A 26,822-nucleotide genomic window follows, 5' to 3' on the forward strand; every position below is an offset into this window, starting at 1 on the left:
ACGACACTTGCCGTTTTATAACTAATTGGTTACATGGGAACACTGATCGCAAACATTGTCAAGCGGGTGTTGAAATGGAAGAAACCACGAAAAACCATCAACCCGATCCGGCTCCGGAAAAAGCGCCTGCCCCCAAGCGCAAACGCGCCACCGCACAGGTTCGCAACCCGGAAAGAACCCGGGCCGCCATCCTTGAAGCCGCCCGCCGCGAGGTGGCCGCCAAGGGGCTGGCAGGCGCAAGAATAGATGTCGTCGCCCGCCGCGCCGGCACGAACAAGCGCATGATCTACCATTATTTCGGTGACAAGGATGCGCTTTATCTCGCCGTTCTGGAAGACGCCTATCGCCATATTCGCCACACTGAACGGCGGCTCGATCTCACCCGCAAGCCCCCATCGGAAGGGTTGCGGGAACTTGCGCTTTTCACCTGGCATTATTTTCTCGACCACCCGGAATTCCTGAGCATCCTCGCCACCGAAAACCTCAATAAAGCCCGCTATCTCAAGCAATCTCCGACGATTGCAGCCATGCACTCGAATTTCATTTCCGAGCTTGAGGACGTGCTGCGGCGCGGCAGCGATACGGGCGAATTCCGCGACGGTCTCGACCCGATCGACGTCTATCTGACCATAGCGTCGCTCGGCGCGTTCTATTTGTCGAACCGGTTTACGCTGTCGACGATCTTTCAGCGCGACCTGACCGACCCTGCCGAGCTGGAACGCTGGGGCCAGCACATCGTTGATACCCTGCTTGCTGCAGTGCGGCCGATCTGAACCAGCAGAACCGGATTATCCTTTAACAACAGTGACGACGCGCCATTCGCATCCGCGAAGCGCGTCGTTTCCTTTTGCGACGCGGCACAAAGCCGTTATTCCGGCCACCGCCACGGCATGTGATTTTCCTGCCAAAAACATCTTGACAGATCGCATCCTTCACGACCACAAATAACCAAATGGTTACAAATTGCCATGTTTGACGGAAGCGGCTTTCGGGAAAAGGCCGCCTTGGGAGGAAATTCATGAAACGTATCGGCGTCATCATGCACGGCATCACCGGCCGCATGGGTTACAACCAGCATCTCGTGCGCTCCGTTCTCGCTATTCGCGATCAGGGCGGCGTCCTTTTGAAGAACGGCGAAAGGGTCATGCTCGATCCCATTCTGGTCGGCCGCAATGGTGCGAAGATCGAGGAAATCGCCAGGAAGCACAATGTCGCCCGCTGGACGACCGATATCGATGCGGCGCTGGCAAACCCTGACGATACCCTGTTCTTCGATGCCGGAACGACGCAGATGCGCGGCAGCCTGCTGGAGAAAGCCATCAAGGCCGGCAGACACGTTTATTGCGAAAAGCCGATTTCCGACACGATGGAAGAGGCGCTGGCGATTGCCCGGCTGGCCGAAAGCGCCGGCATCAAGCACGGCGTGGTGCAGGACAAGTTGTTCCTGCCCGGCCTGCGCAAGCTGGCCATGCTGCGCGACAGCGGCTTTTTCGGCAAAATCCTCTCGGTGCGCGGCGAGTTCGGTTACTGGGTTTTCGAAGGCGACTGGCAGCCGGCGCAGCGTCCATCGTGGAATTACCGCCTGAAGGATGGCGGCGGCATCATTCTCGATATGCTCTGCCATTGGCGTTATGTGCTCGACAATCTGTTCGGCCCGGTGAAATCGGTGAGCTGCCTTGGCGCCACCCATATTCCGGAGCGTTTCGATGAGCAGGGCAAAGCCTATAAGGCGGATGCGGATGATGCGGCCTATGCCACCTTCGAGCTGGAAGGCGGTGCTATCGCCCACATCAACTCCTCATGGGCGGTGCGGGTGCGCCGCGACGATCTCGTGACCTTCCAGGTGGACGGCACCCACGGCTCGGCAGTGGCGGGCCTGACCAAATGCTTTACCCAGCATCGCACCAACACGCCGAAACCGGTGTGGAACCCCGACCAGCCGCAAACCATCGATTTCTACAAAACCTGGCAGGAAGTGCCTGATAACGTCACCTATGACAACGGCTTCAAGGCGCAGTGGGAAATGTTCGTGCGCCATCTCGTCGACAACGACCCCTGGCCCTACGGCCTCATGGAAGGCGTCAAGGGCGTGCAGCTGGCGGAACTGGGGCTGAGATCGTGGAAGGAACGCCGCTGGCTCGACGTTCCCGCCATTTCCTGAGGAGGCTGACGTGAGCGAACTCAAGCTTCCGAAGGAAGACCGCAGCATCGAGGTCTACAGCCTATCAGGCACGCCGGTCGCGGTTGAAAAACGCAGTGCGGCGGATTTCAACCGCGTCGCCTTCGCCGCCGCCCATGTGGTGGCCGATCCGTTTGCCGATAACGACCCGTGGCTTAACCCCGCCATCAACTGGGACGCCACCCTGCGCTTCCGCCATCGCCTGTGGGACCTCGGCCTCGGTGTCGCCGAGGCCATGGACACGGCGCAGCGCGGCATGGGGCTGGCATGGCCGCAGGCGCAGGAACTGATCTCCCGTTCGCTGAAGGAAGCAGCCAGTCGCAAGGATGCGCTGATTGCCTGCGGTGTCGGCACGGACCATCTGAATGGCAGCGGTTACGATCTAAACCAGATTATCGATTCTTACCTGGAACAGCTTGATTTTGTTCAGGGAGAAGGTGGGCGCGTAATCCTGATGGCAAGCCGCGCGCTGGCCGCCGCCGCCGGCTCGCCGGATGATTATCTCAAGGCCTATGCCAGAGTTTTATCCCATGCCGACCAGAAAGTGGTGATCCATTGGCTGGGCGAAATGTTCGATCCGGCGCTTGAGGGTTATTGGGGTTCTGCCGACCACATGGAGGCGATGGAAACCTGCCTTGCCATGATCGAGGAGAATGCCGACAAGATCGACGGCATCAAGATTTCGCTTCTTTCCAAGGAAAAGGAAATCATCATGCGCCGCCGCCTGCCGGCAAGCGTGCGCATGTATACCGGTGACGATTTCAACTATGCCGAACTGATCGCCGGTGACGAAAAAGGTCACTCGGACGCACTGCTCGGCATTTTCGACGCCATTGCGCCTGCCGCCTCCAAGGCGCTCGCCAGCCTGAAGCGCGGCGCGGACAATGAATTCTTCGACATTCTGGAACCGACGGTGGCGCTGTCGCGCCATATCTTCAAGGCGCCGACCCGCTTCTACAAGACCGGCGTGGTGTTCCTCGCCTATCTCAACGGGTTGCAGGATCATTTCACCATGGTCGGCGGGCAGGAAAGCACCCGCTCCACGCAGCATTTCGCCGAACTTTTCCGGCTGGCGGACAAGGCCAATGTGCTGGCCGAACCGGATCTCGCCACACATCGCATGAAGGCATTTCTGGCCGTCAGAGGCATCGCTTGAGGCGAGACGTTGGAGTAAAGAAGGGGAGATACAAAGATGAGTCTTGAAGGCCTTTCCATCAATTTCGCCACCGTGCGCCAGGGCGGCGCTTTCGGTGCCATTGTTGATGCCTGCCTTGCGCATGGCATCACCGCCATTTCGCCCTGGCGCGAACAGGTGCACGGCGTCGGGCTTGCGGAAGCCGCCCGCATTGTCGAGCAGAACGGCCTGCGCCTTTCCGGCCATTGCCGGGGCGGCTTTTTCCCCGCCCCTGATGCGGAAGGCCGCCGCCGCGCCATCGAGGACAATAAACGCGCCGTCGATGAAGCCGCCGCCATGAAGGCCGATTGCCTCGTGCTGGTCGTGGGTGGCCTGCCCGCCGGCTCACGGGACCTCAAAGGCGCGCGACAGATGGTGGAAGACGGCATGGCCGAGCTTCTGCCCTATGCGCGGGACGCCGGCGTGCCACTGGCCATCGAACCGCTTCACCCCTTTTACGCCGCCGAGCGCGCCTGCTTCAACACACTGAAACAGTCGCTTGATCTCTGCGACCGGCTGGGGGAAGGCACCGGCGTTGCCATCGACGTCTACCACGTCTGGTGGGACCCGGAACTGGAGGAACAGGTGGCGCGTGCGGGCAGAAACGGGCAAATTCTCGCGCATCATATCTGCGACTGGCTGGTGCCCACCACCGATCCGCTCAATGACCGCGGCATGATGGGTGACGGCGTGATTGACCTGAAGGCATTTCGCGCCATGATCGAGGCCGCCGGCTTCCACGGCCCGCAGGAAGTGGAAATCTTTTCGCATCGCTGGCAGGCGCGGCCGATGGACGAGGTTCTCGCCACCGTGGTCGAGCGCTTCAAGACTGTTTGTTGAGATATCCGGGAGAGAGACAATGCCTGAAAGGGTGAAACGCAAACGTTATGCGCTGGTCGGAACCGGCAATCGCGGCACCACCATGTGGGGCCGCGAACTGCTGGCCGGCTGGAGCGACTATGTCGAGCTGGTCGCCATTTGCGACCTGAACCTGATGCGCGCCGAACGCGCCCGCACCATGATGGGATCGAGCGCACCGCTCTACGACGATTTCGACCGGATGATGCTGGAACAGCGCCCGGAACTGGTGATCGTCTGCACGCCTGACGACACGCATGACGACATCATCATCCGCGCGCTCGAAGGCGGGGCCGATGTCATCAGCGAAAAGCCCATGACCACCACCCCGGAAAAGATCGATCGCATTCGCGCGGCGGAGGCCAAAAGCGGCCGCCGGGTCGACGTTTCCTTCAACTATCGTTTCTCTCCCACCGCCGCGCGTATCAAGGAACTGATTGACGAAGGCGCCATCGGCACGGTCACGTCAGTCGATTTTCACTGGTATCTCGATAATCAGCACGGCGCGGATTATTTCCGCCGCTGGCACGCCTTTACCGAACATTCCGGCAGCCTGTTCGTGCACAAGGCCACCCACCATTTCGATCTGCTGAACTGGTATCTCGATTCCGACCCTGTGGAAGTGAAGGGTTTCGGACAGCTGCTGCATTATGGCAGGAACGGTCCGTTCCGCGGAACGCGCTGTCGCACCTGTCCGCACAAGGATGAGTGCGATTATTTCATGGATCTCGGCGCCGATCCCTTCCTCGATGCGCTTTATGAAGATCCTTCGAGCATTGACGGTTATATGCGCGATGCCTGCGTTTTCCGCGAGGAGATCGATATCCCGGATACGATGAGCGCCTCGATCCGTTATGCGAGCGGCGTGCAGGTTTCCTATTCGCTCAATACCTATATGCCGATCGAAGGTCATCATATCGCCTTCAACGGCCATAAGGGCCGCATTGAAATGCGCCAATATGAAAAGCAGCCCTGGACGGAGCCACCGGCGGACGAAATACTGCTGGTGAAAAGCTTCGGCGGCGGGGTCGAGCACATCTGGGTGCCGCATGAGCCGGGCGGCCATTATGGCGGCGACAACCGCATGCGCGACATGATCTTCAAGCCGGGTTCGAACGACCGGCTGCGGCAGCGGGCCGGTTCGCGGGCCGGTGCGATGTCGGTTCTCTGTGGCGTGGCGGCGCTGAAGAGCGCCCGCGAGGGCGGCTCCGAAGCGGTGAAATCACTGCCGCTCTAGAGAATCTTCGGCGCGCGGCCCCTTCGATAGTGGGACGCGCGCTGCAACTGGCAAAAAGAACGGACGATATTCCGCAGATTACGCGCTTCTTCCTTACCGGTAAGATGATCACCGGGGGAAGAGAGAGTGAATTATGTCCAGTTTTGAATCCTTCGTTCCGCTTATCATCATCGGCTTCAGCCTCTTTGTTTTCTTCAAATGGGTTGGGCGCGACATGAACAGGGACGAGAAAAAACCGCGATCCCGCCGCTGACGGCTTGGCACCTGCCCACAGCCGGGCACTGCTGCGGAACCTCGCGCTTCTCCCGGCGTTTTCCCTGCAAAGGAGAACAAGCCATGACGCAGCAGAAAAAGCCGAAAACAGACGAAAAAGGCCCTTCCAAGGCCAGTGACATTCCGCCTGCCGGCCCACACGCCAAACCCTCCCTCACCGATTATGACAAGACGCCGGGCGCGGGCAGCCTGCCGGACAGCGACAACTCGAAGGATGTTTCGCCGGGCGCCGGTTGACACGTATTCCGTGCGGCGTGCGGCGGTAAAGCATCGGAGAAAATGTTTTAAAATAATTACTTACAAGAAATACTAAGATGAACTAACGTATTTTCCGCCGCGCCCTCGTTGCAAAATTGAAAATTCCGGCTATATTTGCCCAATCGACCATTGCTTGTGACCGACGCTCCAGCCTCCGTGCTCTCGTTGGATTTCCTCTCAAATAATCGATCCAATCCCGCAAGGTATCGCGGGAACCACAACGATTGCTACGAAAGGAAATCGTTATGAACACTGGTACTGTAAAGTGGTTCAACGCCACCAAGGGCTTCGGCTTCATTCAGCCTGACAACGGCGGCACGGACGTTTTCGTTCACATCTCCGCAGTTGAGCGCGCTGGTCTGCGTTCGCTGAATGACGGCCAGAAGGTCACCTACGACATCGTTCAGGACCGTCGCTCGGGCAAAAGCTCCGCCGACAATCTGCGCGCTGCCTGATTTTTCATTCGCGCCGCTGGCGTCAATACGACAGCGGAGCGGAATGATTCTGAGAGGTCGGGTTCAGCCCGGCCTTTTACTTTTTTTGGCCATGGGAGGCCCTCATGCGCAAAAATCTTTACCGCTCCGGCGATGCGATTGTCCTCAAGGCGGGCGTCCTTGGCAGCAATCAGCCCAGCGGGCCTGGCCGGATCATTATGGTTTTGCCGGAAACGCAGGGTTTGGTTCGTTTCAGGGTTCGTTTTCAGAACGAGAACTTCGAACGGAACATTGCATCCGATGAAATCGATACCGCTTCGTCCTCATCAAAAGGACTGGACGCGGAAAGTTTAGCACCCCGTGCTTCGGGATCCAGCTGGATCAACTCGAACACGATCAAAGTCAGAAAATAGCAGCAACGGCTGCTTTAAGGAGATATTTTGCAGGTCATCGTCAGAGATAACAATGTCGAGCAAGCGCTTCGCGTCTTGAAGAAGAGAATGCAGCGCGAGGGTATTTTCCGCGAAATGCGTGCTCGTGAAGCTTACGAAAAGCCGTCGGCAAAGCGCGTTCGTGAAGAAGCCGAAGCCGTACGCCGCCACCGCAAGCTGGCGAGAAAAAAGATGCAGCGCGAGGGACTGCTGCCGGCTCCTAAAAAGGCTGCCCGCACCCGCTAATTGCTAATCCTGCCTTCCCGCAAAGGAGAACGTCATGACCGAACCCAAAGAGGCTGTTTTCAAACCCGAAAAACTGTCCTCTCAGGATAAGGCATCGATGACGGACAAGGCGGCAAGACAGATTATCACTGCCGAATCCGACCAGCGTGCGCGCAAGACGGAACGGCTTCGCCAGCTTCGCGAAGCGCAGGAGGCGGCAACCGCCGCCACTCCGCACCCACCCGCCAAAAGGCCATCCGGTAAAAAATAGCGCTGCTGCGCATTTTGCCGCCGTCCACTCGAAAAACCTCTTGAACCTTATACGCAACAGGCGCACCTTTCGCCTGTCAGCAACCTGTCGAAGGGCGCTGGTGATTGAGGGTAGACAGCCCTTGCCCCAAACGAAAGGAGGACGTCATGTCTTCCGAGTTTTATTCACCAAGTCTTTCACGCAACCTCGTCCGCACCGGCGGCACGGGGTATCGGGAAAATGCCTCGCTGCGCCTGCTGCTGAACGCAGCTGAAGAAACGGCCATTCGCCAGGATCGCGACGCTTATTTTGCAGCCTTTCCGGATTTCGGCGTCCAAACCGACGTGTCGAAGAGAACCGTTCCAGCGGGCCGCATCCGCCTGTCCAAACCGACCCTGTCCTTCGGGAAACATTCACTCTCGGGACCTTGCCTGTCCTGACGGTGAAACCGCTTCCCACCCCTGCCCGCCTTGAGCGACGATGCCCAGGCGTCACATCAGATACTGCTTCAACACGAGGAGAACACCATGGCCAAGGGTCAATTGCGCAGCAACAAGGAAGTCCGCAAACCGAAGAAGGACAAGACCAAAGCCGCGGCGGCAGCACCGACCGGTTCGCAGGTCAAGTTCGCAAACGCCACGACGGCGGACGGCAAGAAGAAATAACGAGGAGGTCTCAGCTGGCCGCCGGCAAATTATAGAGGGTAAAACATCCTTTTTGCTGCCGGACTTGTTTTGGCCACATTGCCCACCTATATAGCTCATATGGCAACTGCTGGTGAGCGCGAATGAAATTGTCGTTCGCAGTTGTTTTTGTCGCTTTAGACTTTTGACCACGGATGTACTGGCACTGGTGTTGAAAGCGATATGAGGAAGGTCGGTGCAATATTGCCCCGGCCTTTTTTGTTGCCCGCAATACCGCAGATTACAAATATCTCCGAACGGGTCACCGGCATTCGAATTAACTTGCCTATCAGCCCCAAAGGGCGCACGATTCCCCATCGGTAATTTATGGGCGTTACCGCCGTCAGGCTGATATGCCGTCCCAAAGCCCCCGTCCTGCGCATGTCGTTGACCGACAGGACCGTTTTGCAATTTTACACGACATGCACGGCAGCATCGTCCGGGACACCGGAAATGGTTTTCTTTGGAAGAGCCCGTCGTTTCAAAACGTTGAAGCGTCCTTTGCACAGCGTCCGGATGGACGCGTGACGCTCCGGCTTTGTGTACTCCACAGAAAGGAGGACGTCATGTCTTCCACATGCAACAATTGCATCATCTCATCAAGAGACCTGAAAATGCTTCAATCGGTGCTCGAAGGTCTCGGTTATGACCACCACCTCGTCGATGATGAGGCCCTTCTTTATAATAATGCGGCTCGCAAGGTGATCCAGCTGTTTCAGGACGGATTGACCGACCCTGCCGATCTTTCCGAGGAAATGCTTTTTCTGTTCGGCGTTCACAAGCATGAACGCGTGAAAGCCTGGAAGCCGCTGCCGCGTTACGCGATCCAGGGTTTACCGCCGCTTTACCGGTGAGGAAAATGCTGCCTCGCGCCTTGCAGGAAGAGCAACCTTCAAAATCACCGATGAAAATAACGGCTTGGCAAATGCTGTATATCAGGCAAGACTGAAATGGAGCGTCCTGCGTGCGTTCAAGCGCAACACGGGACGCTCCCCGTATGGAATTTGCAGCATCGGACATTGGGGAACCGCAACTGGCTTGCGGCGATGCCCGAGCGGGGTTTCATATCGGCAAGTTTTGCGTCTGCGTGGAGGGTGGAGTATGACGTATGACTGGAGCGGCCGCAGGATGCGGCGCATGCGAGCGGCGAAACTGACGATCATCAGCCTCGTCGCGGCTTTCGTGCTGACGGCTCCGATCTTTGCCCATTACTGACGCCGTAGAAATTTAGCCTTTGATCAAACCGTCCGGCTGATTTCGGGCGGCTTTTTTCAGACGGTTCTTCAGCCATTTTTGAACGGGTTGATCATAATTCACCGTCAGCCACCATGACAGGCAGGTCGTCCCGACCAGGAAAGCGATGCCGGCCGGCAACGCCATGTTTGTCCCATCGACCGCGGGCATCAGAAGCTCCGTCCAGGCCAGAAGCGGAATATGCAGAACATACACCGCATAGGACGCCGTGCCCAAAAACACCGACACCAGCGCCGTCCTGCGCCCCGGAACCGTCTGGCTTGCAACGAACAAAAGCAGCGGCCAGATGAGCAGCACGACCGTAAGATCGAAAAACGGCCGAAGCTCCCGCGTCATCGGCACGGCGAGGATGAAGCAGACCAGCAGAAGACAAAGAGCAGCCTGTACCGGCCGCAGCTGCGGCACGCGGTTACGGTAACGATAAATCAGCACGCCGACGAAAAACGAGAAAAATACCCGTCCCATGCCGGCATACATTTCATGCCAGCGAAAACCCGCATGCAGCCGGCCAAACTCAGCGGCGGCCACCATCAGCACAATGGCGCTGACGGCCAGCACCGCAGCCGTCTGTTTCGTCGTCGCCCGCACGCCCCAGCGGGCATAAAACGCATTCACCACTAGCTCATTGAACAGCGACCATGCCGGGCTGACGAGAAACAGCGCGCCGTTGAGGGTGAGCGTGAAGGGAGCGGGCAGAAAAAGAAGCCCCGTCACCAGAGCGAAAGCCAGCTCGCCGGGATCGATATGGCGATGGAGATCATCGATCGGCGTTGGCAGGCCCAGCACATAAAGACAGATGAAATAGGCAGCCATCAGGGCCAGCCCCAACCCGTAAAGCGGATAAAGACGCGCAAAGCGCGCCTTCATGAAAAAACCGGGGGCAATCGACCCCTCGAGCAACTTCCTGCTATAGGCATGCGCCAGCACGAATCCGCTCAAGGCAAAGAATAGATCCACCGCAAGATAGCTCGACGCGGTGCTTTTTCCGAAAAGCTGCTCGGCGTGACGGTGAACGATGAAGAGGGCAGCCACACCCCTTATGCCGTCGAGCAATATGAAGCGTTCCGGGGACGATTGGACCATGGCATTGAGGCTCGGTGGGGCTGAACGATATTATTCCACAAAAACGAGGTTTATCGCGCAACGGTTCATCGCTTCCAGTCACAAACTGTTTAACGCAGCATACATTGCGCAATATTATGAAACACGTCCCCTTGGCCGACACTCTTCCGCAGACGTTAAAGGCATGCTACGTCCGGATGTCATCGATGCTTTGCCCCTTTGACTTTGCGCATCACGCCCCGCGAAAACCGGCTTCGATTTTTGTGAGGGATGCTCTGGCGCAAATTCAGATCGGGCGGATCGGAGACAGGCAACTTTCGCGGAGTCCCATTATGTCCAGCATTGCAGACCGTATCAGAAAAATCATCGTGGACCAGCTTGGCGTAGATCCCGCCACGGTCGTCGATGACGCCAATTTTGCTGACGATCTCGGTGCTGATTCCCTCGAAGTCGTCCAGGTCGTCATGGAAATCGAAGAGGAATTCGGCGTGGAAATTCCCGATTCCGCCGCAAACACCATCCTGACCGTGGGTGACGCCATCCGCTTCATCGAAAAAAACAAGGCTTGATTTGAGGCTTGGTTTTGGGGCCCGCCCGGCAGCGGCGGGTTTAGCCCCGCTAACAGCGCCGCAACGGGTCGAGTTTCGACGCAGGCGGCGCGGCCTGTGCCAGACCGTGATATTCACCAGAGCGACGTCTAGAAATACGGCCGGGCGTCATCCTCCCGGCGTATCTTTCGCCGGGCGCAAAAGATATATGATAAAATTAGTCATGTTTATTGCCACGGGGTGATTTTTCACCTATGCAGCCCGGGATCGCTCAATCCTTCCGACCGGGAACCCGCCTCATGTGGAGCAAGCCCACGTCCCGCGCACTCATCGATGATGCCGTACAGCTCTATTATGAGGAACTGTGCAAGGCCATGAACCGGCGTGGACACACGACTGCCATTTCGCAGGAGATCGTCCACGATCTCTACGTGCGGCTGACCGGCAAACCCCGGCTCCCGGAAAATACCTCGCTCATCCGCGCCTTTCTGGTGCGCGCCTGCGCCAATCTCGGCATTGACCGGCGTCGCCGCGAACAGTTCGAGCGCAGGCTGTTTTCCGGCAGCATGGAAGAAGCCCTTATTGCCCCGCAGCCGGTCACCGATGCGGACAGCCTGGCCGACCGGGAACATCGCCTGAAAGTGCTGCGCCGCGCCGTCATGTCCATGTCGCTGCAGCGCCGGCAGGTCTTTCTTGCCAGCAGCATCGGAAACCTGAATTCGGTCGATATCGCCGCTCGAAGCGGCATCAGCAAGAACATGGTCGATCGTCATCTGCGCAAGGCCTATCTGCATTGCCTGGAATGCCTGGAGGAAACGCTGTGACGGGATTGGCAAAAAGCGCCTCGACGTTGCGCGAAGAGGCCGTCGACTGGTTCCTGCGACGGCGGGAAAGCCCGGACGACCCCATGCTCGCCGCGCATTTCGATGCCTGGATCGCCGGGGATGAACGACATGCCAAGGCCTATGAGCGTGTCCGATGTCTTATGGGCGACGCCGGCGCCCTTCTGGCGGGTGATCCGGCGTTTCTGGCAAAGGCAACGCGCAGGCGCGGCAGCGGCAAAGCCAAAGCGGCAGCGGCGGCCATTGCCGGCGTCTCGCTGCTTTCCGCCTTTTACCTCGCCGACATGCCCATGCGTCTGCGTTCCGACCATATGTCCGGCACGGCGGAACGGCAGGTCGTCACCACTCAAGATGGCTCGACCATCACCCTGAACGCCCACTCCGCCATTGCACTCCGTTTCTCCAAAGAGGAGCGGCGCGTTGTGCTGCTGCGCGGGGAAATCTTCGTGGAAGTCGCTCCCGATGCGGCGAGGCCTTTTTCAGTCGAGGCGGCAGGCGGCGCGACCACCGCGCTCGGGACGGCCTTCGACGTCGATATGCGCAATGAAGCGACGAGCGTGACGGTGCTGGAACACAGCGTGCAGGTGGAAGCGGGCAAGCAGGGCCAGAATGGCCGGGTTCATGAAAACCAGCGCGTCGATTATTCGCCCGACGGCCAGCTTGGCAGCATCGAAACGGTCGACCCCTCCTCCGTTGCCGCATGGCGCAACGGCCGCTTCATCTTCGAGGACAGGCCGCTTGCCGAAGTGGTGGAAACCTTCGAGCGTTATCTGCCCGGCCGCATCGTCGTGACGCGGCCGAGCCTGCGGCAAAAGCGGCTGTCGGGCAATTTCGACCTTTCCAACCCAAATGCCGCTCTTGCGGATCTGGCCGCCGCGCTTGAAATCGGCGTCGTCAAAGCCGGCCCTTATCTGACGGTTCTTTATTGAGTGAAATTTCTTCGCCGGGGGTGTCCTTAAAAAACGGGCCCATTCGTTCGTGGAGCAGAACAATATCTGCCGCCCCGGAGAGGTGCCCGAAATGACCAGACCACAATCCGCTTTTCGCCACAGGACACGCGCCCGCGCATCGTTGTTTTCGCTTTTGCTTGCCAGCGCGGCCGTGGCTGCTATTCCCGCACAGGTCTCCGCACAGCAAACCCAGAAGGTTGCGATCAACCTGCCCGCCGGCAACATGGCGACCGCGCTCAATCGTCTCGCCAGCCAGTCCGGCCTGCAGATGGTCTATGACGCTTCTGTCGCCAGGGGCCTGAAAAGCGCTTCCGTATCTGGAACCATGACGCCGGCCGAGGCGCTGGAGCGGCTGCTTTCGGGAACCGGCATTCGTTACCAGTTCATCGGCGAAAAAACCGTCCGTATGGAAATGGCCAACCGTTCCGCCACAGCCTCCGAGAGCGGTGAAAGCACCGTGCTTCAGCCAATTACACTCAAGGGCGGACGCGTCTTCAACGGCGATGCCCCAAGCGTGGTCGAGATCGATCAGGCCGCCATCGAGGCCGCACAGTCCAACTCCCTGCCGCAACTTCTTCAGAAAACCCCGGGCGTCAGTTCCAGCGGTGGGGTGCGCTCGCAAGGGCAATCCACGTCCATTCGCGGCTTTGCCCGGCAGTCCGATGTGCGGCTGCTGCTGGATGGCGCACCGAAGAATTTCGAGCGTTACGACCAGGGCACCGTCTTCATCGACCCGGAACTGCTCAAGCGCGTGGAAATCCAGAAAGGCGCGACATCCGTCCGCTACGGCAATGGCGGTTTCGGCGGCACCGTCATCATGGAAAGCAAGACAGCTTCCGACATGCTGAAGCCGGGCCAGAGCTTCGGCGCATGGGGCAAGACCAGCTTCCAGTCGGCCAACAAGCAGAAGCTCGGATCGGCGGCGATTTACGGCAAATCCGATTTCGGCGGCCCCGTGACCTATGACGGGCTTGCCTCGGTGATCTGGCGCAAGAGCGACAATATGCGCGTCGGCGGCGGTCAGGTCTATGACGCTTCCAACGACAAGATCACCTCTTTCTCCGCCAATGCCGGTGCTGCCTATGACGGCCATGAGCTGCGCGCTTCGGTCATCTACGGCAAATCTGGCGATTACGGCCCGCTTGCCGCCAATCGCGGTGATCTCGGCCTGACGGCCTATTCCATCAAGACCTATGGTTATGATCTGGCGCGGCTGAGGGCACTGGCCTGGCGTGACATGGAGGATTTTTCCTCAACGCTGAAATATTCCTATGACGGCGACAGCGACCTTGTGAATTTCAAGGCAATGGCGAGCTTTTCAGCCACCAGCCTCGATATGACCCGTCCGGCCATTCCGGGTTTCGTTCCGACAGGCTCGCTCGGCGGCATGCAGGACGACACGAAATATACCGACTTCAAGCTGGAGGCGGAAAACACGTCCAATTTCGAGCTCGGCGGCGTGTCCCACGTCGCCAATTATGGCGTGCAATATATGCGCCACGAGCGGGACTCGTGGATGTATGACATCGCCAACCGCACCAGCGCCCAATATAATTACGGTCGTTATGCCTCATGGATCAAACCGGAAGGCAAGCAGGAAACCATCGCCGCCTTCTTCCGCGACGAGATCAGCCTGACCGACACGTTCAAGGTAACGCCGGGCATCAGGTTCGACCATATCCGCTCGCAAGGCGTGCCCAATGCCGCGCCGCGTTACAACACGCCGGCCGCCGGTCACGATTATTCGGCCGTGTCCCACAGCGGCGCGACGCCGGCTCTCAGCATGCGCTGGGAAGCGGTGCCCGGCACCACCTTCTTTGCCGACTGGGCCTATGCCATGCGCGCGCCGGTCATTGACGAACTCTATTCAAGCCAGAGTCTCGCAACCACGGCGTCGGGAACCTCGCGTAACCTGAAGGTGGAGCGCAATAACAACTTCAATCTGGGTGTTTCCCAGCGTTTCGATGACGTGTTCCAGAACGGCGACAGCCTGACGGCCTCGATCGGCGGCTTTTACAACAACGTCACCAATCCCATCACCCGGCGGTTCGGCAGCGCCAACCTTGCCCGCGTCAAGAATGTGCCCTTCTACTGGAACACACCGTCCTACAAGATTTACGGCCTCGATTTCTCGGCAAGTTACGATTCCGACTACGTCTTCGGCAATCTCGGCCTCTCCTGGATGAACGGTTCCCGCAACGGCGCGATCAACGACGTCTATGGTCCCGATACCTATATGAATGACCTGTCGCCGCTGACCGCCAACCTTCAACTGGGTTACAAGCTGCCGGACTGGGATCTGGCGCTGAGCTGGAACGGGCAGTTCGTGGCCCATCAGGAGCGTACGCCCGTCAATCAGGGCACGGGCTCTTTTTATGCCCGGCCGGAAAGCCTTGGTTACGCCGTGCATGGCATCGCTCTCGACTGGACACCGAAGGAAGGCATGATGGCCGGGCTGGAAGTGCATGCCGCAGTCGAAAACCTGTTCGACAAATATTACTTCCCTTATCTCAGCGATGGCATCGCTGCCCAGCCGGGCCGCAATTTCAAGCTGTCGATCAGCCGCAAATTCTGATCCCCATAAAAGGCGGAAAACCAAGGGGCGGAAACCGTTTCCGCCCCCTCGCCCGTTTTTCAGTCCACAAGCAGACTTTCAGCGTAGGCCATCATCAGCGGCCCGACGCCTTTGGCGTCATCGGAGACAACCGGCTCGGTCAGGTAATAGTTCGGGGTGCCATCACGATAATTGCCCTCGAAGCCGCCAAGGCCGGCGACATGGACGATGCCGGTAAGGTGGACGACACCCTCCCCGTCAGCCTTGAGCCGCGTCTCCAGCAATACATCAAGCGCGCGACGGCCAGCCGCGCGGGCGGCATTCGCCTCTTTACCTGATAGAAGCCGCAGCCGGCTCGCCCGCAGCAAGGCATAGGCGAACATGGCGGAGGCGGAGGTTTCCTCGTAATTGCCGGCAAGGGCCGGATTATCGAGCACCTGCATCCACAAACCGTTTCGCGTCTGCCGCGCAACAAGTCCGGCCAGAAGCAGACGCGTCTTTTTCCGAAGCTCCGCCGTCCTGTCATCATCCGGCAGGATGACCAGCGCATCCACCAGCGCCATGGCAAGCCAGCCCACCGCACGCGCCCAGATGGCCGGCGATTTGCCGCTTGCAGGATCGGCCCAGCGCTGGTCGCGGCTTTCATCATAACCATGGACGTAAAGTCCGCCGGCATCGGCCGTCAGCGCAAGCGCGGTTGTGAATTGCCGAAGCGCATCATCGATCAGTTCGGTGCGGCCAGTTGCCTGCGCATATTCAATCTGGAAAGGCAGCCCCATATAGAGCCCATCCAGCCAGACCTGATGCGGGTAACGCTTCTTGTGCCAATAATTGCCCGCCTTGATGCGCGGATGGCTGCGGAGCTGGCCTGCCAGATGTTCTGCGGCAGCCAGATAACGCGCCTCACCCGTTTCCGCCGCCAGCGGAAAGAGGACGCGCCCGGCGAGAACATGATCGATATTATATTCCTCCGGCACGTAGCCGGCGAGCATTCCATCGGCCGATATCTGGGCATCAGCCAGACGATGAAGATGATCGCTCCAGCGCCGGTCCCCGCTCGCCTGAAACAGAAGCTGCAGCCCCCGATAGATACATCCATCCTCGTAACACCAGCTACCACCCTTGTAGTGCCGATATCGTTTCGAGAATTGGTCAAAATAATCAGTGGCCTTCATAAGTTTTCTCAACAAGATTACAACGTCTGCCAGCCCGATATGCCAAGACCCTTCAGTCAGGGATGATGGGTTTGCCTTCCCATCATCTCAACGGAAATTATGCCGCAGCGAATGGTGGCAGCTTGAACAGGGCCTCAGGATTATCCACCAGTGCACGTTGGCGCGCAGCGTTATCCGGCAGCCAGCCAAGAACCAGCTCCGCAAGCCTTGCATCATCCGGATAGGCTGAGGTCTCCCTGATGGAGTTATGTGGCCAGTTGGTGCCCCAGACGATGCGTTCCGGCGCATGGGCCGCAATCACCCGCGAAAAGGCGGCGACGTCTTCATAGGGCCAGCTCTCACGCGAACTTTCGTAAACGCCGGCAAACTTGAACCAGAGATTGCCGCGATCGATGAGTTTTAGAAGTGCTGCCATTTCCGGGCCATCGGTTTTGATGCCCTTGAAGAACTTGCCATGGTGATCAAACACCCAGCGCGAGCGGATTTTCTGAAGGCGCGACAGGTGATCGAGCAGCGTATTGCCATCAAACTGCACCGCCACCATCCAGTCTGCGGCGTGCGCCCGCTCATCCACCACTTCCAGTTCGGACAGGTTCACCGCACCACCCGGCAGGTCCATGATGCGCGCCCCGACGGTACCGGCAGCGGTGAGGATTTCCATGTCCTTTTCCGTGGTGCTCGCATCGATGATGACCACCGCGCGGGCCGCCTCGCCGATTTCAGCAACGCAGGCAAGCGTATTGGCATTGTCGCGCTGGTGGGCATTGCCCTGGGTGATGATGACCCGGTCGATGCCGAGCCATTGCATCAGCTTGCGATAGTCGGCGGGACCGGGAAGCGAGCCCGGCGGCAGGCCCGGCCCGCCCGGCAAGGCGGGGTAGCCGGGCAGATAAAGATGCATCTGCGTATCGACAGCGCCCTTCGGAAAAGCAGGCTTCGGCGCTTCACCCGTCAGCTGGCGTTCAAGCTCACTCATGCGTCCGGCATCCTGAATTCGGTGAGGGCATCACGGTTGATTTCTATGCCGAGACCCGGACCATCGGGAATGGCGACAACGCCATTGATCGCCTCGATCGGCTTGCTCAGAACCGCCTGCCGGAACGGATTATAGGTGCGGTCGAATTCCATGATTGGTTCGATGGGGTTGACGCGCACCGGATCGGGCGTCATCGCCGCCATGAATTGCAACGCGGCGGCAATCTGCACACCGGTGCCCCATACATGCGGCACGATGCGCACGCCATGCAGCGTGGCGAGCGTGGCGATCTTCTGCGTTTCGGAAAAACCGCCGCAGCCGCAGAGATCGGGCTGGAGAATATCCACGGCACCGGCGGAAAGCGCCTGCCACATGCCATAACGCCCATGCCAGGTCTCACCGCCCGCAACCGGGATCGGCTGACCGGCCCGCACGCGGGCATAGGCATCGAGCTGTTCGGGAACAACAGGCTCTTCGAACCAGTCGATGCCATATTCGGCAGCGCGGTTGCCGAGCATGATGGCTTCGGTGACGGTATAACCGTGATTGGCGTCGATCATCAGCCGCATATCCGGCCCGATCGCCTCGCGCACGGCGGCGATGACCCTGAGGTCTTCTTCAATGCCGAAGCCGATCTTGATCTTGCAGGCATGAAAGCCTTCCGCCCGCCGCTCCGCCATCTCCGAGGCATTGTCGGAAACGCGGTCGACACCATCACGCTTGAAGCTGCCGGTGGCATAGGCGCGCACGCTTTCGCGCCAGCGCCCGCCAAGCAGCATCGAGATGGAAGCACCGTAGTGTTTGCCCTTGATATCCCAGAGCGCGATATCGATGCCGGACAAAGCGGTGAGGCTGAGGCCGCGCTGGCCCTGATCGCGCAGGGCATTATAAAGCACGGCCCAGAGCTTCTCATTCTCACGCGGGTCCTGGCCGATGAGCCAGCCGGCGTAAGCCTGAACCACGGCGGCGTTCGGTCTGGCCGGGCCGAGGCATTCACCCCAGCCGACCGTTCCGTCATCGCATTCGATCTCCACCAGAATATGGGCGCGGCGGTCGAAGCGCATGGAAGCGCTTTCAAACGGCGTGTCCAGCCGGTGTTCGAGCAGATGCGTGCGCACCGCAGTGATTTTCATGGCTCCCCTCCCGTTATGCCGTGATCAGGCCCCCGTGTGATCAGGCTTTACGCTTGTGCGTGCCGATCAGGGCTTCGAGCATGCCGATTTCCTCATTGGTCAGGTCCTTCAGCGGCGCACGCACCGGACCGGCATTGAAGCCCTGCAGGCGAACACCGGCCTTGACGGCGGAGACGGCATAACCCTTGGCGCGGTTGCGGATCGCCATGAACGGATAGAAGAAATCCGTGAGGATACGTTCGCAGGTGGCGCGCTCGCCGGCGCGCAGCGCCGCATAGAACTCATTGGCAAGGCCGGGTACGAAGTTGAAGACCGCCGAGGAATAGGTGGTGAAACCGGCGCCGAGATAGGCTTCGGCAAACAGTTCCGCCGTCGGCATGCCGCCGAGATACATCAGGCGGTCGCCCATCTTGGCGGTGATCTGGCGCACGAGACCGATATCGCCGGTGCCATCCTTGAAACCGACAAGGTTCGGGCACTCGTCACAAAGACGCGCCAGCGTATCGGCCTGCAGCACAGAATTGTCGCGGTTATAAACCATGACGCCGATGCCGACCGACTGACAAACCTTCTTGATGTGGGCATAGAGCCCTTCCTGCGGCGCATCGATGAGATAATGCGGCAGAAGCAGGATGCCATCGGCACCGACCTTTTCGACCGAGCGGGCAATGTCGACGGCGATCTCGGTGCCGTAACCGCAGCCCGAAACGATGGCGGTTTCGCCGGCCACTTCCTTGGCGGCGGAAACGATGGTGGGGATTTCATCCGGCTTCAGCGAGAAGAACTCGCCCGTGCCGCCGGCGGCAAACAGCACCGGGGCTTTATAACCGGCGAGCCATTCGACATGCTCCCTGTAGCTATCGGCCGCAAAACGACCCTCGGCATCAAAATGGGTGACCGGGAAGGACAAAAGACCGGAGCCGAGCGCCGTCTTGATTTGTTCAGGGTTCATCATCGAAATTCCTCTGCAAGTTCACTGACTGAAAGCCACCTAAGCCGCTTGCCGCATCTTTGTCAACAACTCATCATACATCTTGTATGATGAATTTCGAAAATCTGTCACAGATTATCGCGCCAGCCAGCCACCATCGACATTGAGAATGGCGCCATGCACGTAATCCGCCGCCGGCGACGCCAGAAATACCGCCGCGCCGGCAATATCCTGCGAGTGCCCCCAGCGGCCTGCCGGAATGCGCTCGAGAATGGCCTTGTTGCGGGCGGCATCCGCACGCAACGCCTCGGTATTGTTGGTTTCGATATAACCGGGTGCAATGGCATTCACATTGATGCCCTTGGCGGCCCACTCATTGGCCAGAAGCTTGGTGAGACCGGCGACGCCATGTTTTGCCGCCGTATAGGACGGCACGCGAATGCCACCCTGAAACGACAGGAGCGAGGCGATATTGACCACCTTGCCGGAGCGGCCTTTCGCCAGCAGCTCTTTTGCGAAAGCCTGCGTGGTGAAAAACAGCGCCTTCAGATTGACGTCCATCACCTCATCCCAGTCGAGTTCGGAAAACTCGACGGAATCGGCGCGGCGGATGATGCCGGCATTGTTGACGAGAATATCGAAACCGGCGTCAGCAAAACTGTCCTTCGCCGCCAGCGGATCGGCAAAATCGATGAGCAGCGCACTCGCATTGCCGCCATCCTTTGCGATGAGATCAAGGGTTTCATCCGGCGCGCGACGGGCGGCGCAGACCACCTCTGCGCCAGCGGCCGCGAGACCCACCGCAATCGCCTGGCCGAGACCGGTATTTGCGCCCGTCACAAGCGCCTTGCGCCCTTCAAGCGAAAAGGGGTTTCTCATTTCAGATCCCCCGGCTGAATGAAGTCCATGTCGGTATAATCGACATTGTCGCCCGCCATGGCCCAGATGAAGGTGTAAGAGCCGATACCGGCGCCCGAATGGATGGACCAGGGCGGCGAAATCGCACCTTCTTCATTGGAAATGAACAGGTGGCGGGTCTCCTGCGGCTCGCCCATCAGATGCAGCACACGCGACTTTTCATCCATGCCGAAATAGAGATAGGCCTCCATGCGGCGGTCATGAATATGCGAGGGAATCGTGTTCCAGACCGAGCCGTCCTCCAGCATCGTATAGCCCAGCACCAGCTGGCAGCTTTCCATGACCAACGGATGAATGAACTGGTTGATGGTGCGCTTGTTGGAGGTTTCCGTCGCGCCCAGCTTGACTTCCTTGCTATTGGCAAGCGTGACGAGCTTGGCCGGCAGGCTGCGATGCGCCGGGCAGGAGGTGATGTAGAATCGGCCAGCGCCATCAAAGGTGACAGCACCGCTGCCGGCACCGAGATAAAGCACATCGCCGCGATTAAGCGTGTAGGTCTGCCCGCCCGCGCTGACGGTGCCGCTCTCGCCGATATTGACGATGCCCATTTCGCGCCGGTCGAGGAAGGACGGCGTCTTGGTTTCCTCCACCTTGTCCAGCGTCAGCGCCGCGCCATTTGGCACCGCACCGCCCATGACGAACCGGTCATAGTGTGTATAGATCAGCCTGATTTCACCGGAACGGAACATGTCGTTGGCGAGGAAATGCCGGCGGAGCCCTTCGGTATCCAGCGTCTTTGCATATTCCGGGTTCACGGCCTGCCTTGTTTCGACGGTCAACATCAAACTCATCCTTCATGATTGTTGCGTATGGCACATAATATATGTTATCCGCTTTTTGTACGATCTGTATGACAAGGTCAAGAGGCACGCCATATCTCGACCGCGTTGCAGACGGCAAAGCTCAGGGAGAATGGCAATGAAACGGCTTCTTGTTACCGGTGCGGCGGGCCAGCTTGGCCGCGTCATGCGTGAGCGCCTCGCACCCATGGCCGAGCTATTGCGTCTTGCCGATCTCTCCCCGCTCGATCCGGCAGGGCCGAACGAGGAATGTGTGCAATGCGACCTTGCGGATGCGGATGCCGTGAATGCGATGGTTGCCGGTTGCGACGGCATCGTTCATCTGGGCGGCATATCGGTGGAAAAGCCCTTCGAGCAGATCCTTCAGGGCAATATCATCGGGCTTTATAATCTTTACGAGGCCGCCCGCGCCTACGGCCAGCCGCGGATCGTCTTTGCCAGTTCCAACCATACGATCGGTTATTACCCGCAAACCGAGCGGCTCGGCCCCGACGTTCCCGTGCGGCCGGACGGACTTTACGGCGTCTCCAAATGTTTCGGCGAAAACCTCGCCCGCATGTATTTCGATAAATTCGGGCAGGAGACGGCGCTGGTGCGCATCGGCTCCTGCACGCCGGTGCCCAACAATTACCGCATGCTGTCCACCTGGTTTTCCCACGACGATTTCGTGTCGCTGATCGAGGCGGTGTTTCGCGCACCCGTTCTCGGCTGCCCGGTCGTCTGGGGCGCGTCGGCCAATGATGCGGGCTGGTGGGACAATTCGCATCTCGGCTTTCTGGGCTGGAAGCCGAAGGACAATGCCGAGGCCTTCCGCCAGCATATAGCCGAGACGACCCCGCCGCCGGACCCGAAGGATGCGTTGGTGCGGTTTCAGGGCGGCACGTTTGTCGACAACCCGATCTTCAAGCAGAGCTGAGTGATCAGCGGGATTGCAAGCCGGGCCGCGAATAACGTATCGAGGACTTCCGGAAGCAACCCCGCATCCTTTTTAGAACGGCGACACAGATGACAAAAGCGACAACCTCCGAACCGGCAGCTCCGCAAGCCAAGACGCTTGTGGTGAAGGTTTCGGAGGAACTCCGCAGCCAGATCGCCAAGGGCCGTTACAAGACGGGCGACCGCCTGCCATCGGAAGCGCAGCTGACGCAGGAATTTGGGGTGAGCCGCACCGTGGTGCGCGAGGCCATCGCCTCGCTGCGCTCCGACGGTCTGGTCGAGCCACGTCAGGGCGCCGGCGTCTTCGTGCTGGAGCCCGCACCCGTCGAGCGGCGGCCGTTTCACAATATCGATCTCGCCCGGGTTTCCTCGCTGATTGAAATGCTGGAACTGCGCACCGCCGTGGAAGGCGATGCCGCCGGTCTTGCTGCCATTCGCCGCTCGCCGGCGCAGGAAGAAAAGATCATCGAGGCCTTCGATGCCTTCCGCGCCAGCGCCGCCAGGGGCATTCCGACAGCCGAGGCCGACTTCGCCTTTCATCTTGCCGTGGCCGAAGCGACCAACAATCCCCGCTTCAGCGAGTTTCTGCAGGTGCTTGGCCCAACCGTCATTCCGCGCCGTGCCGTAGCTGATAATGGCGCAGAAACCGTGCTTTCACCCGCCGATCTCAGCCGTCTCGTCGGCGAGCATGAAGCGATCCTGATAGCCATACAGGATGGCAACGAGGATGCGGCGCGAAGCGCCATGCGCAACCACCTGAAAAGCAGCCAGACGCGTTATCGCGCCATGCTGCGCGCACCGCGCTGAGACGACCGGCCTCAACCGCATTCAAAGACCAAGGAGAACGACATGCAGCAGCTTCCCAAATTCCCCACCGTTTCGCCCGATGACGGCGTGGAACGCACCGTGCTTTCCGAAGCGCCCAAGCTGATGGTCGTGTCATTCCGGTTCAAGACCGGCGCGGAAGGCAAGCTGCACAGCCACCCGCATGTGCAGTCCACCTATGTCGCCAGCGGCAGTTTTCGCTTTTACCGCGACGGTGACGCCTATGACCTGCAGAAAGGCGACAGCCTTGTCGTTCCCGGCCATATCGAACATGGCTGCCTGTGTCTGGAAGAGGGCGAGCTGATCGACTGCTTCACCCCGCGTCGCGACGACTTTCTCTGAGCCGGCGCTTAGTTCGCGGATAAATCCCTGAGAGTGCGTGGCAGGTTGTTCATGCACTCCGCACCTGATGATGTGACGAGGAACTGATCCTCGATCATCAACGCCCCCAGCCCTTCGCCATAGAAGGGCGCTTCAAGTGCGACCACCATGCCGGGAAGGATGATTTCCGGATTGTCATGGGAAAAGAATGGCCATTCCTCGATACCGACCCCGCCGCCGACGGAATGGCCGAAATGACCGCGATAATATTCGCTGAAGCCGTCCTTGCGCATGGAAGCCAGCATGGCGGCGTGCACCGCGCCGAATGTATTGCCGGGACGGAGCGCTTCCAGTCCACAGGCGAAGGCTGCCTCCAGCGCCCTGAAAATATCGGCAGCAAGAGCCGAGACCGGCCCCCATGCGAAGGTTCTTGCGCCATCCGACGAATAACCGTCTACCAGCGTGCCGACATCGGCCTTGATCAGTGCGCCCGGTGTGACTGCCGCCGTCATATCCGACAGGGCCGGACCGACGGAAATATAGTCCCAATGCCCGCTCAGCGAAAAACCGGATTTTGCGGCATGTGCCTGCGCGCCGGATTTCCAGGCGGCGGAAAGTTGAACAAGCGCTACTCCCGGTCGAACGGCGGCTGCCATCTCGACCAACCCGGCCTCGGCGGCGGCTGCCGCCTGCTTCAGAAGTCTGATCTCGCGTTTGGATTTCACCGCCCTCAGACGTTTCAGCACAGTCGAACCATCAATCCAGTTCACGTCGGGCAGCGCCTGCCGCAGCGCTGAAAAATCGGCGGCGGGCATGAATTCAAGGTCCGCACCAATGCGCGCCGCAGACAGCCCGCGCTCCCGCAAAAGATCGGAGAGCAGGCCGAAACAGGCGGCACGATCGAATGTCTCCGGCCGCGGCCCACCAGAATTGTTGCGGCGATAAGCATCATCCACCTGCGCGACAGTTTCCACACCCGAAAGATCGACCATATCGATCCAGATGCGATGGCAACGCAGATCGATATCAGGCGCCGCCTTCCCGACGAGCGGGGCGGCATGATCACTGACGACAGCGGCAATCCCCGCCCCGACATCGGCCGGCACCAGCGCGATTGCCGAACCCGCCCTGCCCCACATGGTCGCCACGCCGGCATGCGCACCGACGGCATAACGAAAGGCTTCGGGCTGGAACAGCACCAGCGCGTCGATATCCGCCTCCCGCATCAGCTGCTGCGCACGGCTTCGGTCGATATCGCTCATGGGAACCCCGGTGATTGTTTGGCGGCAGGTTTGTGAACCTACGCTTTAGCAGTCACCGGGAGAGGAAAGAAGGCGGAAGATGACATCTCCACCCTGAGAATCGTCAGTGGAAGCGAGCGCTTACCGCTTGTTTCTTCTCCCTGCCGGGGAGAAGTCCGCGGCAGCGGGATGAGGGGGCGACGGTAGAGATATTCGTCAACGTTACCCCCTCATCCGACCCTTCGGGCCACCTTCTCCTCCTCGGGGAGAAGAAATATGCCGCAATGCCTTGCCCTATCCGAACGAGCGGCGGATAAATCCGCCGCTCATTGTCGTTCAAGCCTCCAGCCACTTCACCTGCTCACCGGTCAGCACGATATCAAGTGCCGAAAGGCTATCCTCCAGCTCGGCGATGGTGCGCGGTCCGATCAGCGGGATGACAGGGAAAGGCTGCGCGATGACATAAGCGAGCGCGATGTGGATCGGGTGGCGGCCCAGTTTCTGCGCAAGCTCGATTGCCCGATCACGGCGCACGAAATTGCGATCTGAATACCAGACGCGGACGATTTCCTCATCGTCATGCTTGTCGCGCCCTGCCCGGTCGGTGAAGAAACCGCGCCCCTGGCTGGACCAGGCAAAATTGGGGATCTGGCGCGATTGCAACCATGCCTTCCATTCATCGTCAGATGCCGCAACGCAACCCGCCCAGATGGGATCAAGCATTTCGGCAAGCGAGAAGTTGTTGGAAAGCGCGCCGGGCGCCTGTTTGCCGTTCTTCTGCGCGTAAGCCGCGGCCTCGTCCATGCGCTCGCGCGTCCAGTTGGAACCGCCGAAAATGCCGCGAATGCGCCCGCGCCGAACTTCGGCATCCATGGCATCGACGAACTCGCCGACCGGAATGTCCAGATTATCGCGATGCATGAAATAGGCATCGACATAATCCGTCTTCAGCCGCTCAAGCGACTGATCGAGCTGCTTTGCGATCATGTCAGGATAGCAGAGCGGCGAATGCGCACCCTTGCCGATCAGAACGATCTCCTCACGCGGCACCTTGCGGCTGGTGTGCCAGTCGCCGAAAATCGCCTCGGTCCTTCCTGCGCCATAGACATAGGCCGTATCGAAGAGATTGCCGCCCGCCTCATAGAAGGCATCCAGTGTCAGCGATGCGGAAGCGAAATTGGGGAAGAATTCGAAACCGAGCGCGACCACGGAAGCGGGTTTGGCAAGGCCCGGAATCTGCCGCTTCGGCACTGCGTTTCCGGCCACGACCTTGCCGCCGGTAATATTGGCAACGCGCGACGTTGCCTTTTCGACGCTGTATTCCAGCCCGACGGAAGCCCGCCATTGATCCATGACACGCAGATTGCCGAGGCTGTCGGCCCAGGCCATGCCGGGTGCATCAAATTCCTTTTTGCCCTGCCGTATCGCTTCGCCCGCCGCATCGACCTCGAAGGAATAAAGCCAGCGATCCTCCGGCAATTCGATGGTTTCGACCTTGTCGCCCCTGACGATATCGATCCGCCCGGTGCCGCCCTTGTGGCCGGCAGCAAACCAGAAATCCTTGACCTCGATGCGCCCTTCCGAGCCGATGATGCGCAGCACATTATCCTGCGCCGCCATGATAGAGCATGAGACTTCGGCGACGATGCCGTTTGCGAATTTCAGTACGGCGGAGGCCCATTCATCGACGCCCGACTGGCCGAGATGGGCGGCGCCCGCCACCTTTTCCGGCTCGGCAAAGGGTTTTCCGTCCACGGCGCCGGCGATCATCCGCACCATGGAAACCGGATAACCGCCGACATCCAGAATGCCGCCGCCCGCCATTTCATTGGCGAAAAGCCGGTGATCGGCCCGGAACGAGCCCATGTTGAAACCGAAGCTGGAGCGGATGATGCGGATATCGCCAACCGCACGGCTCTTGACCAGTTCCAGCAATTTCGCCGTCTGCGGGTGCAGGCGATACATATAGGCTTCGCCCGCGAAGACGCCGGCCTTTTTCGCCTCGTGGAAAATGGCGTCGGCATCATAGGCGGAAAGCGCGATGGGCTTTTCCACCAGTACGTTTTTACCTGCCCGGATCGCCTTGATCGCCCATTCGGCATGGCCGGTATGGGGTGTGGCGACATAGACGGCATCAATATCGGGATCGGCCAGCAACGCGTCGTATCCATGGATGATGCGCGCACCGGGGAAGGCCTCCGCAAGGCCGGGCTTGTCCGGGTTGCGGGTGGCGATGGCCTCTAACCTGCCGGTGCGGGAATGGGCTATGCCATCAGCAAAAGTCCTGGCGATAGTGCCCGGGCCGATGATGCCCCAGCGGATCGGTTGTTCGGTCGTCATGAAATCCTCGTCCT

The 26,822-nt window shown here is 59.5% G+C and carries 29 protein-coding genes; 20 read left to right on the forward strand and 9 right to left on the reverse strand.

All coding sequences use genetic code 11. The features are described 5' to 3' along the window. Window positions 1–74 precede the first annotated feature (74 nt). The 13 genes from ACQZ5F_RS13445 (at window position 75) to ACQZ5F_RS13505 (ending at window position 8,856) form a co-directional block, all read left to right on the forward strand. On the forward strand, window positions 75–773 hold the full coding sequence (locus ACQZ5F_RS13445; RefSeq protein ID WP_046800417.1) for a TetR/AcrR family transcriptional regulator: 699 nt from the start codon (window positions 75–77) through the stop codon (window positions 771–773). Between the two features lie 245 nt (window positions 774–1,018). Beyond that, window positions 1,019–2,161: a Gfo/Idh/MocA family protein gene (locus ACQZ5F_RS13450; protein ID WP_046800416.1), complete on the forward strand. Its 1,143-nt coding sequence runs from the start codon at window positions 1,019–1,021 to the stop codon at window positions 2,159–2,161. Between the two features lie 10 nt (window positions 2,162–2,171). After that, complete coding sequence (locus ACQZ5F_RS13455; protein ID WP_448731252.1) at window positions 2,172–3,335, forward strand: dihydrodipicolinate synthase family protein; 1,164 nt, start codon at window positions 2,172–2,174, stop codon at window positions 3,333–3,335. A 36-nt stretch (window positions 3,336–3,371) separates the two neighbouring features. Beyond that, window positions 3,372–4,193: a sugar phosphate isomerase/epimerase family protein gene (locus ACQZ5F_RS13460; protein WP_046800414.1), complete on the forward strand. Its 822-nt coding sequence runs from the start codon at window positions 3,372–3,374 to the stop codon at window positions 4,191–4,193. Between the two features lie 19 nt (window positions 4,194–4,212). Further along, window positions 4,213–5,448 carry a Gfo/Idh/MocA family protein gene (locus ACQZ5F_RS13465; RefSeq protein ID WP_225339060.1) on the forward strand — a complete coding sequence of 412 codons (1,236 nt, stop codon included), beginning with the start codon at window positions 4,213–4,215 and terminating at the stop codon, window positions 5,446–5,448. A gap of 336 nt (window positions 5,449–5,784) precedes the next feature. Next, complete coding sequence (locus ACQZ5F_RS13470; RefSeq protein ID WP_167379178.1) at window positions 5,785–5,958, forward strand: hypothetical protein; 174 nt, start codon at window positions 5,785–5,787, stop codon at window positions 5,956–5,958. A 266-nt stretch (window positions 5,959–6,224) separates the two neighbouring features. Next, entirely contained in the window at window positions 6,225–6,434 is a 210-nt protein-coding gene (locus tag ACQZ5F_RS13475; protein ID WP_046800412.1) for a cold-shock protein, read from the forward strand. Window positions 6,435–6,538: 104 nt separating this feature from the next. Next, complete coding sequence (locus ACQZ5F_RS13480; protein ID WP_052820030.1) at window positions 6,539–6,826, forward strand: hypothetical protein; 288 nt, start codon at window positions 6,539–6,541, stop codon at window positions 6,824–6,826. A gap of 27 nt (window positions 6,827–6,853) precedes the next feature. After that, on the forward strand, window positions 6,854–7,090 hold the full coding sequence (rpsU, locus tag ACQZ5F_RS13485) for a 30S ribosomal protein S21 (RefSeq protein WP_046800410.1): 237 nt from the start codon (window positions 6,854–6,856) through the stop codon (window positions 7,088–7,090). 34 nt (window positions 7,091–7,124) lie between these two features. Continuing rightward, complete coding sequence (locus ACQZ5F_RS13490; RefSeq protein ID WP_046800409.1) at window positions 7,125–7,340, forward strand: hypothetical protein; 216 nt, start codon at window positions 7,125–7,127, stop codon at window positions 7,338–7,340. Window positions 7,341–7,486: 146 nt separating this feature from the next. Next, the gene (locus tag ACQZ5F_RS13495) at window positions 7,487–7,759 is read left to right on the forward strand and encodes a hypothetical protein (RefSeq protein WP_225339061.1); all 273 of its coding nucleotides are present in this window, start codon (window positions 7,487–7,489) and stop codon (window positions 7,757–7,759) included. An 87-nt stretch (window positions 7,760–7,846) separates the two neighbouring features. Then, a complete protein-coding gene (locus ACQZ5F_RS13500; RefSeq protein WP_167379179.1) occupies window positions 7,847–7,984 on the forward strand; it encodes a hypothetical protein in 138 nt (45 codons plus the stop codon). A 584-nt stretch (window positions 7,985–8,568) separates the two neighbouring features. Then, window positions 8,569–8,856: a hypothetical protein gene (locus ACQZ5F_RS13505; protein WP_225339062.1), complete on the forward strand. Its 288-nt coding sequence runs from the start codon at window positions 8,569–8,571 to the stop codon at window positions 8,854–8,856. 373 nt (window positions 8,857–9,229) lie between these two features. Here ACQZ5F_RS13505 and ACQZ5F_RS13510 read toward each other — a convergent pair whose 3' ends face one another. Then, a complete protein-coding gene (locus tag ACQZ5F_RS13510) occupies window positions 9,230–10,339 on the reverse strand; it encodes an acyltransferase family protein (protein WP_052820029.1) in 1,110 nt (369 codons plus the stop codon). Between the two features lie 311 nt (window positions 10,340–10,650). Here ACQZ5F_RS13510 and ACQZ5F_RS13515 point away from each other — a divergent pair, with 311 nt between their 5' ends. The 4 genes from ACQZ5F_RS13515 (at window position 10,651) to ACQZ5F_RS13530 (ending at window position 15,233) form a co-directional block, all read left to right on the forward strand. Then, window positions 10,651–10,887: an acyl carrier protein gene (locus ACQZ5F_RS13515; RefSeq protein WP_046800405.1), complete on the forward strand. Its 237-nt coding sequence runs from the start codon at window positions 10,651–10,653 to the stop codon at window positions 10,885–10,887. A gap of 278 nt (window positions 10,888–11,165) precedes the next feature. Beyond that, complete coding sequence (locus tag ACQZ5F_RS13520) at window positions 11,166–11,690, forward strand: RNA polymerase sigma factor (RefSeq protein WP_175414575.1); 525 nt, start codon at window positions 11,166–11,168, stop codon at window positions 11,688–11,690. Then, the gene (locus tag ACQZ5F_RS13525; RefSeq protein WP_225339063.1) at window positions 11,687–12,637 is read left to right on the forward strand and encodes a FecR family protein; all 951 of its coding nucleotides are present in this window, start codon (window positions 11,687–11,689) and stop codon (window positions 12,635–12,637) included. Before ACQZ5F_RS13520 ends, ACQZ5F_RS13525 begins: the two co-directional genes overlap by 4 nt. Before the next feature lie 91 nt (window positions 12,638–12,728). Then, entirely contained in the window at window positions 12,729–15,233 is a 2,505-nt protein-coding gene (locus tag ACQZ5F_RS13530; protein WP_225339064.1) for a TonB-dependent receptor, read from the forward strand. A 59-nt stretch (window positions 15,234–15,292) separates the two neighbouring features. Here the strand turns inward: ACQZ5F_RS13530 and ACQZ5F_RS13535 are convergent, their stop codons facing one another. The 6 genes from ACQZ5F_RS13535 to kduI form a co-directional block, all read right to left on the reverse strand. Then, a complete protein-coding gene (locus ACQZ5F_RS13535) occupies window positions 15,293–16,387 on the reverse strand; it encodes a glycoside hydrolase family 88/105 protein (protein ID WP_225339065.1) in 1,095 nt (364 codons plus the stop codon). 97 nt (window positions 16,388–16,484) lie between these two features. Further along, window positions 16,485–17,363: an amidohydrolase family protein gene (locus tag ACQZ5F_RS13540; protein ID WP_225339066.1), complete on the reverse strand. Its 879-nt coding sequence runs from the start codon at window positions 17,361–17,363 to the stop codon at window positions 16,485–16,487. Then, a complete protein-coding gene (locus ACQZ5F_RS13545; RefSeq protein WP_225339067.1) occupies window positions 17,360–18,496 on the reverse strand; it encodes a mandelate racemase/muconate lactonizing enzyme family protein in 1,137 nt (378 codons plus the stop codon). The genes ACQZ5F_RS13540 and ACQZ5F_RS13545 overlap by 4 nt, the downstream gene beginning before the upstream one ends. A 40-nt stretch (window positions 18,497–18,536) precedes the next feature. Beyond that, window positions 18,537–19,448 (reverse strand): 5-dehydro-4-deoxyglucarate dehydratase, encoded by a 912-nt coding sequence (gene kdgD, locus ACQZ5F_RS13550; RefSeq protein WP_052820088.1) that lies wholly within the window; start codon window positions 19,446–19,448, stop codon window positions 18,537–18,539. Window positions 19,449–19,562: 114 nt separating this feature from the next. Beyond that, window positions 19,563–20,306, reverse strand: coding sequence for a 2-dehydro-3-deoxy-D-gluconate 5-dehydrogenase KduD (kduD, locus tag ACQZ5F_RS13555; protein ID WP_052820023.1), 744 nt, complete (start codon window positions 20,304–20,306; stop codon window positions 19,563–19,565). Beyond that, window positions 20,303–21,127, reverse strand: coding sequence for a 5-dehydro-4-deoxy-D-glucuronate isomerase (kduI, locus tag ACQZ5F_RS13560; RefSeq protein ID WP_052820022.1), 825 nt, complete (start codon window positions 21,125–21,127; stop codon window positions 20,303–20,305). Before kduI ends, kduD begins: the two co-directional genes overlap by 4 nt. A 136-nt stretch (window positions 21,128–21,263) precedes the next feature. On the opposite strand from kduI, the gene ACQZ5F_RS13565 reads away from it, so the two are divergent. From ACQZ5F_RS13565 to ACQZ5F_RS13575, 3 genes are all read left to right on the forward strand, one after another. Then, on the forward strand, window positions 21,264–22,061 hold the full coding sequence (locus tag ACQZ5F_RS13565) for an NAD-dependent epimerase/dehydratase family protein (RefSeq protein ID WP_225339068.1): 798 nt from the start codon (window positions 21,264–21,266) through the stop codon (window positions 22,059–22,061). Between the two features lie 89 nt (window positions 22,062–22,150). Further along, window positions 22,151–22,888: a FadR/GntR family transcriptional regulator gene (locus ACQZ5F_RS13570; RefSeq protein ID WP_046800397.1), complete on the forward strand. Its 738-nt coding sequence runs from the start codon at window positions 22,151–22,153 to the stop codon at window positions 22,886–22,888. A gap of 42 nt (window positions 22,889–22,930) precedes the next feature. Continuing rightward, window positions 22,931–23,248 (forward strand): cupin domain-containing protein, encoded by a 318-nt coding sequence (locus tag ACQZ5F_RS13575; protein ID WP_225339069.1) that lies wholly within the window; start codon window positions 22,931–22,933, stop codon window positions 23,246–23,248. A gap of 8 nt (window positions 23,249–23,256) precedes the next feature. On the opposite strand, the gene ACQZ5F_RS13580 is transcribed toward ACQZ5F_RS13575, so the two are convergent. Both ACQZ5F_RS13580 and ACQZ5F_RS13585 read right to left on the reverse strand, forming a co-directional pair. Then, window positions 23,257–24,489: a M24 family metallopeptidase gene (locus ACQZ5F_RS13580; RefSeq protein WP_225339070.1), complete on the reverse strand. Its 1,233-nt coding sequence runs from the start codon at window positions 24,487–24,489 to the stop codon at window positions 23,257–23,259. 315 nt (window positions 24,490–24,804) lie between these two features. Beyond that, on the reverse strand, window positions 24,805–26,808 hold the full coding sequence (locus tag ACQZ5F_RS13585; RefSeq protein ID WP_225339071.1) for an aldo/keto reductase: 2,004 nt from the start codon (window positions 26,806–26,808) through the stop codon (window positions 24,805–24,807). Between the last annotated feature and the right edge of the window lie 14 nt (window positions 26,809–26,822).

Source organism: Agrobacterium sp. 22-210-1, from assembly GCF_053522525.1.